General features: G+C 75.2%; 9 protein-coding genes. 6 read left to right on the top strand and 3 right to left on the bottom strand.

The genetic code is table 11. From position 1 onward, the window contains the following. Positions 1-53 precede the first annotated feature (53 nt). The gene (locus ACFV8H_RS14025; protein ID WP_380399447.1) at positions 54-788 is read right to left on the bottom strand and encodes an ABC transporter ATP-binding protein; all 735 of its coding nucleotides are present in this window, start codon (positions 786-788) and stop codon (positions 54-56) included. Positions 789-1,194: 406 nt separating this feature from the next. On the opposite strand from ACFV8H_RS14025, the gene ACFV8H_RS14020 reads away from it, so the two are divergent. The 3 genes from ACFV8H_RS14020 to ACFV8H_RS14010 all read left to right on the top strand — a co-directional run bounded on the left by ACFV8H_RS14020 (position 1,195) and on the right by ACFV8H_RS14010 (position 8,532). Continuing rightward, positions 1,195-4,524, top strand: coding sequence for an FtsX-like permease family protein (locus tag ACFV8H_RS14020; RefSeq protein ID WP_380399445.1), 3,330 nt, complete (start codon positions 1,195-1,197; stop codon positions 4,522-4,524). After that, entirely contained in the window at positions 4,521-7,349 is a 2,829-nt protein-coding gene (locus ACFV8H_RS14015; RefSeq protein ID WP_380399443.1) for a hypothetical protein, read from the top strand. Before ACFV8H_RS14020 ends, ACFV8H_RS14015 begins: the two co-directional genes overlap by 4 nt. A 193-nt stretch (positions 7,350-7,542) precedes the next feature. Continuing rightward, on the top strand, positions 7,543-8,532 hold the full coding sequence (locus ACFV8H_RS14010; protein ID WP_380399441.1) for an ABC transporter ATP-binding protein: 990 nt from the start codon (positions 7,543-7,545) through the stop codon (positions 8,530-8,532). Between the two features lie 27 nt (positions 8,533-8,559). Here ACFV8H_RS14010 and ACFV8H_RS14005 read toward each other — a convergent pair whose 3' ends face one another. Together ACFV8H_RS14005 and ACFV8H_RS14000 are read right to left on the bottom strand one after the other, a co-directional pair. Further along, positions 8,560-8,742, bottom strand: coding sequence for a hypothetical protein (locus ACFV8H_RS14005; RefSeq protein ID WP_380399440.1), 183 nt, complete (start codon positions 8,740-8,742; stop codon positions 8,560-8,562). Between the two features lie 150 nt (positions 8,743-8,892). Continuing rightward, positions 8,893-10,437, bottom strand: coding sequence for an AMP-binding protein (locus tag ACFV8H_RS14000; protein WP_380399438.1), 1,545 nt, complete (start codon positions 10,435-10,437; stop codon positions 8,893-8,895). A 145-nt stretch (positions 10,438-10,582) separates the two neighbouring features. Here ACFV8H_RS14000 and ACFV8H_RS13995 point away from each other — a divergent pair, with 145 nt between their 5' ends. The 3 genes from ACFV8H_RS13995 to ACFV8H_RS13985 are packed head-to-tail and all read left to right on the top strand — an operon-like array spanning position 10,583 to position 12,462. After that, the gene (locus ACFV8H_RS13995) at positions 10,583-11,278 is read left to right on the top strand and encodes an AAA family ATPase (protein ID WP_380399436.1); all 696 of its coding nucleotides are present in this window, start codon (positions 10,583-10,585) and stop codon (positions 11,276-11,278) included. An 11-nt stretch (positions 11,279-11,289) separates the two neighbouring features. Continuing rightward, on the top strand, positions 11,290-11,865 hold the full coding sequence (locus ACFV8H_RS13990; protein WP_380399434.1) for an O-methyltransferase: 576 nt from the start codon (positions 11,290-11,292) through the stop codon (positions 11,863-11,865). 42 nt (positions 11,866-11,907) lie between these two features. After that, complete coding sequence (locus ACFV8H_RS13985) at positions 11,908-12,462, top strand: GNAT family N-acetyltransferase (RefSeq protein WP_380399432.1); 555 nt, start codon at positions 11,908-11,910, stop codon at positions 12,460-12,462. The last annotated feature ends 19 nt before the right edge of the window (positions 12,463-12,481 follow it).

Here is a 12,481-nt window from a genome sequence, read left to right as displayed (position 1 = left end):
GCGGTGGGCCTGCCGCCCACCGCACCCCCGCCCGTAGCCCCGGACCGCTGCCGTTAGGCGGCCTGTTCCGCCCCCTCCTTGAGGATCCGTCCGTCGTGGAGTTCGATGACCCGGTCGGCGAGGGTCATCAGCGTCGGGTCGTGGGTGGCGACCAGGACGGTGACGCCCTCGCTCCGGACCACGGCGCGCAGCAGCTCCATGATCGAGCGGCCGGTCTCCGAGTCCAGCTGGCCGGTGGGCTCGTCGGCGATGATCAGGCCGGGGTCGTTGGCGAGTGCGCGGGCGATCGCGACGCGCTGCTGCTGGCCGCCGGAGAGCTCGCCGGGTCGCTGATTGGCGTGGTCGGCGAGGCCGACCAGGGCGAGCAGGGTGTGCGCGCGCTCCTCGCGCTCGGCCGGCGGGACCTTGCGCAGCCGCATCGGCACGCCGACGTTCTCGGCGGCGGTGAGCATCGGGATCAGTCCGAAGGACTGGAAGACGAATCCGATCCGCTCCCGCCGCAGGGCGAGCCGGCCGTCCTCGTCCAGGCCGCCGAGGTCGATGCCGTCCAGGGCGATGCTGCCGCCGGTCGGCGCGTCCAGGCCGCCGACCAGGTTGAGCAGGGTGGTCTTGCCGGAGCCGGAGCGGCCCTTGAGCGCGGTGAGTTCACCGCGCTCGATCGAGAAGTCGATGCCGCGCAGGGCGTGGACGGTCCGCTCCCCGCTGCCGAAGCTGCGCCGCAGATCGGACACGGCCACCATCGGGCCGGTGGCCGTCAGGGTGGTGTCGGCGGCCTGGTCTTGCGTCATGCGGCGTCCCCCTGGGGTGGTGACGACCCGGTTCTGTTCGGGTCAACGGATGAGGTGCTTTCGTGGGTTCAATCTCCCGGGCAGAGAAATTCGAAAGGAGAAGTTCCCTGGTCAGGAGGCGGTCGGCGAACCCGAGGTCATGAAGTGTGCATGGCATTCCAGTGGCTTCTCCCCATGGGGGATGTCGCCAATACAAGGAATTTGCTCATTGCTTACTTGATTCGCGCAAGTCCCTTCCGTTCCTGGATCGAATCTGACAGCATCGTCCGCTATCCGGCGATCGAATGCCGGTGATCACTGCGCCGGTACGCCCGTGGGGTGCCCGTCCGTGACCGATGAGGGTCCGGAACGGATCGACGGGTGGGGGCTGGATTGCGACCGGGTCTGAGACCGGGGGAGGAACTTGATGCTCGGCTTCGTCGTGCGCAGGGTGCGCGGGCGACTGCCGCTGGCTGCTGCCGTCCTGCTGACGGTACTGATCACCACGGCGGTACTGACCGCTCTGGTGACCTTCAACAGCAGCGTCGGCCAGGCCGGCCTGCGGCAGGCGCTCCAGGGACCGGGCCATGCCCGGACCGCTGTGGTGGTGACCGCGGAACACGGCTCCGACCAGCGGCAGAAGGACGAGGAGGCGCTCGCCTCCTACCGGCAGAAGCTCTTCGGCGACCTACCGGTCCACACCGACAGCCTGCTGCGCAGCCGTTCCTTCGGCCTGTCGGGCGGTGACGCCCCGGCAGCCGGGAGCAGCACGGCGCCGGGCGCCCCGGCGGGTGGTCGGTCCAGCACGGACAAGGTCGACCTGACGGTCCTCGCGGATCTCGACCGCTCCCGGGTGAGCCTGGTCGCCGGTGCCTGGCCGGGCGCCGTCACCGGGCCGGTCCGCTCCGCGGCCCCGCAGGTCGCCGTGCCGCAGACCATGCTGGCCCGGCTCGGCCTGACCGCCCAGGCACTGCCCGTGGACGTCCCGCTCACCGACCGGCTCGACGGCACGGCGCTGACCGTCCGGGTCACCGGCGTCTACCGGGCCGCTGATCCGTTCGCCGCGTACTGGCGCATCGACCCGATCGGCGGCCACGAGGTCGAGACCGGCGGATTCACCACCTACGGCCCGATGATGGTCGACCGGAGCGCCTTCGCGGCCGGGGCCCTGCCGCAGAGCAGCCGCGGCTGGCTGCTCGACGCCGACTTCGCGGGCGTCGACCAGGACACGGCCGAGGCCATCGGCGGCCGGGCCCAGTCCCTGGCCGACGACCTGCGGAAGACCTCCAGTCTCACCGCCACCACCGAACTCCCGGACCTGGTAAGCGAGTTGTCGGCCAGTCTGATGGTCGCCCGGTCCACCCTGCTGATCGGCGCGCTGCAACTCGCCGTGCTGGCCGCCGCGGCCCTGCTGCTGGTGGTCCGGCTGATCTCGACCCGCCAGGAGCGGGAGAACGAACTGCTCGCCGCCCGCGGCGCCTCCGGTGCCCGGCTCGGTGGCTTCACCGCCCTGGAGTCGGTGCTGCTCGCCCTCCCGGCCGCGGTGTTCGCACCGTTGCTCACACCGTTCGTGGTCCGCGTCCTGGCCGGCCTCGGCCGCGCCCACCAGGTCGCCCTGGACACCCGGTTGAGCTGGACGCTCTGGCCGGTGGCCGTGGTCTGCGCCCTGCTGTGCATCGCACTGGCCAGCGCGCCCGGCCTGCTGCGCGGCGCCGGCGCCGCGCTGCGCCGCAAGGCGGGCCGACGCCAGGCGGTGGTCTCCGGCATCGCGCGCAACGGCGGGGACCTCGCGGTGCTCGCCCTGGCCGTGCTCGCGTACCAGCAACTCGACCAGTACGGCGGCGGACTGTCCGCCGACTCCTCCGGCCGGCTCGGCGTCGACCCGCTGCTGGTCGCCACCCCCACCCTGGCGCTGTGCGCGGGAACGCTGGTGGTGCTGCGGCTGCTGCCCCTGGTCGCCCGGCTGGGTGCCCGGGTCGCCGCCCGGGGCAGCGGCCTCGGCCCGGCCATGGTCGGCTGGCAGCTGTCCCGTCAGCCCGCCCGGGCCAACGGGCCGGTGCTGCTGCTGGTGATGGCCGTGGCCACCGGCGTGCTCGCGCTCGGCCAGCACGCCACCTGGACCGACTCCCAGCGCGACCAGGCCGCCTTCGACACGGCCGGCGGCCTGCGGATATCCGCCGCGCACACCGCGCTGATGGGCCAGGGCGGCCGCTACGGCGCGCTGCCCGGCGGCGACCGGCTGATCCCGGTCTACCACGAGCAGCAGCCGCTCCAGAACGGTACGGGCCAGCTGCTCGCCCTGGACACGGCCGCCGTCGCCGACCGCGTCCCGATCCGTTCCGACCTGCTCGACGGGGCCGACCGGGCGGCGGTGTTCGGCCCGCTCGCCCAGCCGGCGCCGACCGGTGCCAAGGGCGGGGTCCCGCTCCCCGGCCGCCCGCTGCGGATCGACGCGGACCTGTCCATCCGACAGACGGTGGACAACACCGGCCTGTTCACCGGGATGCACCCGATGGCCCCCTCCCCGCCGGAGGTGACCCTGCTGCTGCGGGACCGCAACGGCTACGTCCACAAGGCCCCGTTCGTCGGCCTCCCGGTCAGCGGTCAGCAGCACGCCTCGGCCCCGCTGACCACGCTGGTCGACGCGCCGATGGGCTCCGTCGCCGCGCCGCTGACCCTGGTCGGGGCGACCGTCTCCTACAGCGACCGGGCCGAGGGCGAGGTGACCGTCGGCCGGCTGGCCGTCTCGGACAGCGCCGACGGCCCCGCGACCGAGGTCCCGGTGCCGGCCGGCCTCTCCTGGAAGGGGGACGTGGTCGACGGTCCGGCGCTCAAGAGCGGGGACGCCCCGCTGGTCACCGTCGCACCCGAACCCGCCGACGCCGGGCGGCTGTTCACCGTCGACTACCGCTTCGCGAGGGGCACCGGCCTCTCCCTGCGGGCCGTCCTCGGCACCGCCGGGAGGGACGCTCCGACGACCGTGTCCGGCGTCGCCACCAAGGACTACCTCAAGCTCATCGGCGGCTCCGCCGGCGACGTCGTCCGGGTGCCGTTCGCCGGGGGCGTCGTCCCGGTCAAGATCACCAAGGCGATCGAGGCCGTGCCGGTCGGCGGCCGCAGCGCGCTGGTCGTCGACCTCGACACCGTGGCGCGGCTGCTGGCCGCGCAGGGCCGGGTGCTGCCCAGCCACGCCGAGTGGTGGCTGCCGGCCACCGGGCCCGGCGACCGCGCTCCGGCCGAACTGGCCACCGCGCTGCGGGCCGCCCCGGGCACCCAGGACGTCCAGCTCTCCGACGAGGTCACCGAGGGAATGCTCAGCGACCCGGTGGGCGCCGCCCCGCAGAACGCGCTGATGGCCATCGCGCTCGTCACCGCCCTGCTCGCCGCGATCGGCTTCGTCGCCGCCGTGGCCGGCTCCGCCCACGAGCGCGCCCGGGACTCCGCGCTGCTGCTCGCCCTGGGCGCGCCGCGCAAGCAGGTCACCCGCACCGTCGCGGCCGAACAGGCGCTGCTGGTCGGGCTCGGCGGGACGGTCGGGCTCGCCCTCGGCGCCCTGCTGGTCCACCTGATCGTCCCGTTCGTGGTCCTGACACCCGCCGCCCACCGCCCCCTGCCCGAGGCCCTGATCGACCTGCCCGTCGGCCAGGCCCTGCTGTTCGCGGCCGCGATCGCCGTCGCCCCGCTGCTGTCGGCCTTCCTGATCGGACGCCGCCGTCGAGACGTGGCCAACCGGCTGCGCCACGTGGAGGAGATGTGACCACCCAGGCCGGCACCCGCGTGCCCGCCCCCGTGCCCGCCCCCGAGACCGCCCACCGCCCGGCCCACCGGCCCGCGCGCTGGGTCCCCACCCGGCTGCGGGCGAACCCGCTGGCCGCGCTGCTGATGGCGGTGCTCGCGTTCGTCACCGTCTTCCTGGCGGCGGCCTTCCCGCGGATCGCGGACCGGGGCGCGGACGCGGCGCTGCGCGACTTCGTCGGCCAGAAGGGCCTCAACGCGACCAGCCTCCAGGTCACCTCCCGGACGCAGCTCGACGACAGCGCCGTCGTGCTCGACCGGGTGCAGCGGCAGCTGACCGAGACGGTCGGCCGGCAGCTGACGCTGGCCCAGGCGGGCCAGGCCCACGGCGCCCGCGCCCTGAGCGGGCGCACCATGCGCAACCCGGAGTACGCCCGGATCTCGGACAGCACCGACCCCGAGATCGGCCTGTTCTACCTCCAGGACCTGGCCGACCGGGCCACCCTCACCGACGGCAGCTGGCCGACCCCCGGCACCGGCGACGGTCCGCTGCCGATCGTGCTGAGCAGGACGGCCGCCGACACCATCCACATCAAGCTCGGTGACGTCATCGACAACGGCGTGGACGGCGTGGGCGCCAAGCGGACCACCGTGGTGGTCGGCTTCTACCGGATCAACGACCCCCAGGACCCGTTCTGGGACAACCTCGGCTGCCCGGCCCGGGCCTGCCTCAAGCCGGTCCCCGAGCACGAGCACTGGGCGACCAGCGGCTTCGTCGACGGCACCGGCCTGGCCGCGCTGGCGCGCTGGGGTTCGGGCGCCGAGAACTTCTGGCGGCTGCCCGTCGACCCCGGCGCGCTGCGGGCCGACCAGCTCGCCCGGACCCGGACCGTGGTCAGCTCCCTCCAGACCGGGCCGGGTGCCACGAACCTGTCCGGCGTCACCCTGCGCGGCGACCTGCGGACCGGCTCCAGTCTGACGGACATCCTGAGCCGGGCGGACGACCGTTACCGGGCGTCGTTGCCGCTCAGCACGATCGGCCCGGCCGGTGTCGCGGGTGTCGCGGTCGTGGTGCTGTTCCTGGCCGCGGCGCTGACCACCGACCGCCGAGCTGCGGAGATCCGGCTGCTGCGGGCCCGTGGCGGTTCGCGGACCGGGGTGCTGGGCCGCTTGGTCGGTGAGGGCGCGGTGACGGTGCTGCCGGCCGCGGTGGCCGGTGCGGCGCTCGCGGTGGTGCTGCTGCCGACGCCGCGGTGGGAGGGCGCGGTGCTGGCCGCGCTGGTGGCGGCGTCGATCGCGCTGCTGGCCTTCCCCGCGCGGGCGGCGCTGTTGTGGTCGCGCGGGCGGGCCGCGGGTGGCCGGCGTCGGCTGGTGGGTGAGCTGGCGGTGCTGGCGGTCACCGTGGCGGCGGTGGCCGAGGTCAGGCGTCGGGGTGTGGGGACGGGTGGCGGGTTGGATCCGCTGCTGGTGGCCGCGCCGCTGCTGCTGGCGGTGACGGGTGGGCTGGTGCTGGCGCGGGTCGAGCCGGTGGCGGTCGGCCGGCTGGCGGCGCTGGCCGGGCGGGGCCGTGGCCTGGTGGCGTTCCTGGGCCTGGCCCGGGCGGCCCGGGACAGCTCGGGGCGGCGCCGGCCCTCCGTGCTGCCGCTGCTAGCCCTGCTGATCGCGGTGACCACCACCGGTTTCGGTGCCACCGTGCTCGACACCGTCGACCACGTCCGCACCCGGGCCGCACGGATCGCCACCGGCGGGGACGTCAGCGTCTCCCTGCCCGACTACGCGACCCTCACCGAGTCCTTCACCAAGGCCGCCGACGCCCTGCCCGGCGTCCACGCCTCCACCGGTGCGTGGGTCGAGCCCAAGGCCCGCTTCGTCGGCGCCGACCAGGACTACACCGAGGCCTACCTGGTGGTGGTGGATCCGGCGGCCTACGCCGAGATCTCCCGCACGGTCGGGGTCGGCGAGTTCGACCCGGCGAAGCTGGCCGGGACGTCGGGCGGCCGGGACACCCCGGTGCCCGCCCTGGTCAGCCGCGACCTGGCCAAGCGCCTGGCCGCCGGGCCGTCCCAGGTGCGCACGCCCAACGGCAACGCCCTGCACCTGAGCGTCGTCGCGACCGTCGCCGCGACCCCGGCCCTGCCGGACCCGGGCAAGCCCTTCGTCGTGGTTCCGGCCGGTCCCGCCTGGGAGCGGCTGCCGGACGCGAAGCGGGTGAACAAGTGGTTCGCCGTCGGGGACATCGACCCCGAACGGGTCAGGTCGACCCTGCGGGACAACGGCGGCGCCCAGCCGACCGGTCTGGCCAAGCTGGTCGCGGACGACGCCGCGGCCGCCGGCAAGAGCACCCACGGCCTGCCCGTGGGGTACACGGTGCACAGCAGCGCGGAGGCGGTCACCGTGCTCGCCGACGATCCGTTGCAGCACGCCGCCGAGCGGCTGTTCTGGTACGCGGCCGCCGCCGGAGCCGGCTACGCCCTGCTCGCCGTCCTGCTGACGCTGTTCCGCGCCGCACCCGAGCGCACCGCCGTCCTCGCCCGCCTGCGCACCATGGGCCTACGCCCCCGCCAAGGACTCGCACTGATCATCACCGAGGCACTGCCGCAGACCCTCGCGGCCGCCGTCGGCGGCGGCCTGGTCGCCCTCACGGCCGTCGCCCTGCTCGGCGGCGCCTTCGACATCTCCACCCTGGTCGGCGCCAAGGTCGGCGACGCCATCACCCCCGTCCTGCTCCCCGTCCTGCTGCCCACCGCCGGCCTCGCCCTACTGGTCGGCCTCGGCATCGTCCTGGAGACCCTCGTCGCCGGCCGACGCCAGATCGCCACCGAACTCCGAGCCGGGGAGCAGGCATGACGCCGCGAGGGACGGCCCGCGCCGCCACCGTGGGAGCCATCGGCACCGGCCGCGGCGTTCGGAGCCGCCGGACCACCGGCACCGGACCGACCGACCGGGCTGCACACGCCGACCGGGCCGCACACGCCGACCGGACCGCACAGACAGACCGCACCGACCGGGCCGACCGGACCGTCGAGACAGGAGAGCAGCCGTGAAGAGCACCCCCCAGGAGCGGCCGGCGGTCGAGGCTCCCAGCCTCCAGGAGCTCCGCCAGCGGGCCCTGGCCGCCGCCTCGCCCAAGGCCTACGGAGCGGGCTCGGCCATCGTCTGCGACCGACTGGTCCGGATCTTCAGCGCCGAGGGCATCGAGGTCCAGGCCCTGCAAGGTCTGGAACTGACCATCCAGCAGGGCGACCTGGTCGCCCTGGTCGGTGCCTCCGGCAGCGGCAAGTCGACCCTGCTGACCATCCTCGCCGGCCTCGACGTGCCGACCGCGGGCACCGCCACCGTCGCGGGCTGCGACCTGCTGGAGATGTCCGCCAAGGAACGGCTGCGCTACCGCCGCGAGGTGGTCGGCTTCATCTGGCAGCAGACGGCCCGCAACCTGCTGCCGTTCCTGACCGCCGCCGAGAACATCGCCCTGCCGATGCAGTTGCGCGGCCGCCGGAGCGGGGCGACCGGCTCGAAGCAGCAGGCCGCCCGGGTGGCCGAGCTGATGGAGGCCCTGGAGATCGGGGAACTCGCCCACCGGCGCCCCAACGAGCTCTCCGGCGGCCAGCAGCAGCGGGTCGCCATCGCGGTGGCGATGGCCAACAACCCTCCGGTGCTGCTCGCCGACGAGCCGACCGGCGAGCTGGACTCCGAGACCGCGGGGGTGATCTTCGAGTCCTTCCGCACCGTCAACCGGGAGCTCGGCACCACCGTCGTGATCGTCACCCACGACCCGATGGTCGCGGGCGAGGTCCGCCGCACGGTGGCCATCCGGGACGGGCGGACCAGCAGCGAGGTGCTGCGCCGCACCGTGACGGACGAGCACGGCGAGGAGTCGGTCAGCGAGCGCGAGTACGTGATGCTCGACCGCGCCGGCCGGGTCCAGCTGCCCGTCAAGTTCCTGGAGTCGCTCGGCATGGAGCACCGGGTGGCGGTCGACCTCGCGGCCGACCACATCGAGGTCCGCCCGGACGACCTCGCGGGGAGCTGAGAGCGGGGGGTGCTGAGGGGCGGTTCCTCAGCCGTCGCCGCCCGTCCGCTGGAAGAGGCCGCTGCCCTCGGCCTCCTGCCGGAGGTCGGGTGGCGCGGCTCCGCCGGTGCGCTCCCCCCGGGAGGGGGCGGTGCAGCGGGCGAAGAGGAACAGGGCACCGGCCGCCGCGGCGAGGATGCCGAGTGCGGTCAGGACGCGTAGCCAGGTCAAGGGGTGCCTCCTGGGGGCGGTGCGAGGGAGCGCCGCCGGGGTGTATCGGCAGCTCGGCCCGCACGGTCGAGTGCCCACCGTGGGGTTCTTCCCGTCGGCTGGTGCGCAACAGGTGGCCTACGCGGGCGCTCGAAGCACCGGAGGGGCGCGTCACATGGTTTCGCGCGCCCCCGCGGCGGTGGCGGTCCGCCCGCGCCGCTCCTCGGCCAGCGCGCGCAGGGCCGGCAGGTCGGGCTTGCCCAGCCCGGTCAGCGGGATCGTGGGGAGCAGCAGGACGGTGTCCGGGACGCACCGGGCGTCCCCGCGCTCCCGGACCCAGAGGCGCAGCTGGTCCGCCGTCACCCGGGCGCGCGGAGCCACCGCGACGGCGGCGTGGACGCGTTCCAGGCGGTCCGGGTCGGTGCTGGTGAACATCACCGCCTCGTGCACGTCCGGATGGCTGCGCAGCGGCTCCTCGACCTGGTGGGGGAACACATTGTGCCCCTCGACAACGGCCATCGCGTCCCGTCGGCCCGCCACCGTCAGATAGCCCGCCGCGTCCAGGCTGCCCAGGTCCCCGGTGTGCAGCCAGCCCTCCCGCAGCACCCGCGCGGTCAGCTCCGGGTCCCGCCAGTACCCGGCCATCGCGGTCGGGGTGCGGACGCAGATCTCCCCGGTCCGGCCCGGCGGCAGCGGCGCGCCCTCCTCGTCCAGGATCCGCACCCCGGTGTCCGGGTACGGGCGCCCGGCGGTGGTCAGCAGCCTCGGGTCCAGGTGCTCGTCCGGGCTCAGCCGGGAGACCGGCCCGCACTCCGTCAGGCTGTACGTCTGGTGCAGCACCCGGCCCAGCCGCCGGGTCGCCTCCGCCAGCCGGCGCGGCGAGGGCGGACAGCCGGTGTAGCCGACCCGGCGCAGGCTGCCGGTGTCCGTCCCGGCCAGCAACGGGTGGTCCAGCAACCGGTAGAGCAGGTGCGGCGGCAGGTACACCCGGGACACCCGGTGCCGCTCCACGGCCGCGAGCACCTCCTCGGCCGCGAAGCCCTCCTGCAGCACCACCGTGCCCCCGGCCGCCAGGGCGAGGTCCGCACTCGTGCCGCCGCCGTGCGCGAGCGGGGTGCAGAGCAGGAAGGACGCCCCGGACAGCAGCGCGGGCCGGGGCGGACGGGCGAAGCGGCGCAGCACGCCCTTCGGCCGGCCGGTGGTGCCACTGGTGAACCGGATCGCCATCACGTCCTCGGGGCGGCAGCGCGGCTCCAGCGGGGCGGCGGAGCAGGCCGCGGCGAGCTCGACGAGGTCCGTGCCGAAGGCCGTCGGGCCGAGGGCGAACACCCCCGCGGCGGGCAGCGCCCGCGCCACCGCCCCGGCCACCGCGGCGTACCGGAGGGGGTCGAAGACCAGCGCCGCGGTCTCGGCGAACCCGGCCAGCGCCACCACGTCGGCGACCGGGAGGTCCGGGCCGGGCATCGCCACCCGGCAGCCCAGCAGGTTGGCCGCCAGCCGGACCAGCACCGCCTCCGGGGTGTTCCCGGCGAGCACGGTGACACCGTCCCCGCGCCCGAGCCCGGCCCGGTCCAGCGCGCGGGCCGTCCGGAACACCGAGTCCAGGCACTCCCGGGCGGTCAGCGCCGTGGTGCCGCGGGACAGGGCCGTCCGCCCCGGATCCCGCGCCAGCCCGTCCAGCACCAGCCCGGTGTACGTCCCGCCGGCCTCTGTCATGCCCACCCTTCCGCTGTCTGACGATGCGTCAGTCTAGGGTGCGGCGCCACCACGGGTGCCCGGTGGGTGGGGCCGGCTCCGTGCGACGGTGCGGGCGCCCGGCTTGTTAGGGTCGGCGGTCGATCGGACAGGGAACAGGGGAGCGGTGGACAGCGGCGAGTCGGGGACGGCGGGGGCGACGGGGACGGCAGGGGTGGCGGGTGCGGCGGTGCTGGCGCCGCGTGGGGTGCTGGACCTGCGGGGTGCGGCCGGGGAGCGGTTCGTCGTGGAGTACCCGGCCGGGGCCGTGGTGGTGGTGTCGGGCCTGCCCGGGGCCGGCAAGAGCACGCTGCTGCGCCGCTGGTCGGCCGGTGGTGGGGCCGCGACGGTGGACCCGCGGACGGTGCACGAGGCCTGCGAGGCGGTGATGCCCGCGCGCCTGCCGTATGCCGTCTACCGGCCGTGGGCGCGACTCGAGCACTTCCGGCTGCTGCGGAGCTCGGTGCGGCGCGGTGGACCGCTGCTGGTGCACGACTGCGGCAGCCGCGCCTGGATGCGTCGCTGGCTCGCCCGGGAGGCCGGCCGGCAGGGCCGCGAACTGCACCTGGTGCTGCTCGACGTCGGCGCCGCCACCGCCCTCGACGGCCAGCGGGCCCGCGGACGGCACGCCTCCGCCCGGGTGTTCGCCCGGCACCACCAGGGCCTGGCACGGCTGTCGGCGGCGTTCACCCGGCACACCCGGTCCGGCGGACCGCCGCCGACCCCGGAGGCGGCCTCCGTCCTGCTGCTGGACGCCGTCTCCCGGTCGAGGGCGGAGACGGTCGCCTTCGGGGCGGGCGGCATGATGGCCCGGAACCGGTGAAGGGGTGGCGGATGGTGGAGGACGGGGAACGGGGCGTTCCCGAGTGGGTGTCAGCGGCCGAGCGGGGCGCCGCCCGGCTGGGGTTCGGGAAGAGCTGCACCCGGGAGGTCGGCCGGCTGCTGGCGTTCGCCGCGGCGGCCAAGCCGGGCGGGACGGTCGCCGAGAGCGGCACGGGTGCGGGCGTCGGTACGGCCTGGCTGCGCAGCGGGCTCGGCCTCGGGGCCCGGCTGGTCACCGTCGAGCGGGACGGGCAACTGGCCCGGGAGGCCGCGGCCTTGTTCGAGGGGGACGACCGGGTGCGGGTGCTGCACGGGGACTGGCGGCTGCTGGAGGAACACGCGCCGTTCGACGTGTTCTTCTGCGACGGCGGCGGCAAGCGCGACGACCCCGACCGCGTGGTCGACCTGCTCGCCCCCGGCGGCCTGTTGCTCCTGGACGACTTCACGCCCTCGCCGCACTGGCCGCCCCGCTACGGCGGCGAGGTCGACCGGCTGCGCTTGCACTACCTGACGCATCCGGCGCTGGCGGCGAGCGAAGTGCTGACCACGCCCGGCAGTTCGGCCGTGCTGGCGGTGCGACGGGCCTGACCCCGGCTCGGTGGCGGGGATGAACGGGGGGATGATGGGCGGATGGTGACGATCGAGACCTCCCGGCTGATCCTGCGGCGCTGGCGCGAGAGCGACGTGCCGGTGATGGGCGAGGTGCACGCGGACCCCGAGGTGATGCGGTGGATCGGCGACCGGCGGGTCCTCAGCCCGGAGCTGAGCCGGGCGGCGATCGAGCGGTGGGAACGGGCCTGGGAGGACGAGGGTTTCGGCCTGTTCGCGGTGGAGCTGCGCGAGACCGGTGAACTCGCCGGGTTCGCGGGCCTGGCGGTGCCGCTGTTCCTGCCCGAGGTGCTGCCCGCCGTCGAGATCGGCTGGCGGCTCGGCCGGTCGTTCTGGGGCCGGGGCATCGCCACCGAGGCGGCGACGGCGGCGCTGCGGTTCGGCTTCGAGGACTGCGGGTTGGAGCGGGTCGTCAGCATCGCCCAGATCGGCAACACCGCCTCCGAGCGGGTGATGGCCAAGCTCGGTCTGCGGGTCGAGCGGGAGACCACCGTCCCCGGCAACGGCAACGCCGTCCGGGTCCACGAACTGACCCGCGCGCGGTACCTGGCCCGGGAGTCTGACCGGGAGTCCTGACCGGGAGTCCTGCACCGGC

This window comes from Kitasatospora sp. NPDC059827 (assembly GCF_042731675.1).
Classification (GTDB): Bacteria; Actinomycetota; Actinomycetes; order Streptomycetales; family Streptomycetaceae; genus Kitasatospora.
Note: the sequence above shows the minus strand (reverse complement) of the source record. Positions and strands in the feature narration are given on the sequence as shown.

Excerpts from the sequence above, each read along its gene's own strand:
- ACFV8H_RS14025 (WP_380399447.1), bottom strand. The coding sequence starts at position 788 with ATGACGCAAGACCAGGCCGCCGACACCACCCTGACGGCCACCGGCCCG.
- ACFV8H_RS14020 (WP_380399445.1), top strand. The coding sequence starts at position 1,195 with ATGCTCGGCTTCGTCGTGCGCAGGGTGCGCGGGCGACTGCCGCTGGCT.
- ACFV8H_RS14000 (WP_380399438.1), bottom strand. The coding sequence starts at position 10,437 with ATGACAGAGGCCGGCGGGACGTACACCGGGCTGGTGCTGGACGGGCTG.
- ACFV8H_RS13990 (WP_380399434.1), top strand. The coding sequence starts at position 11,290 with ATGGTGGAGGACGGGGAACGGGGCGTTCCCGAGTGGGTGTCAGCGGCC.
- ACFV8H_RS13985 (WP_380399432.1), top strand. The coding sequence starts at position 11,908 with ATGGTGACGATCGAGACCTCCCGGCTGATCCTGCGGCGCTGGCGCGAG.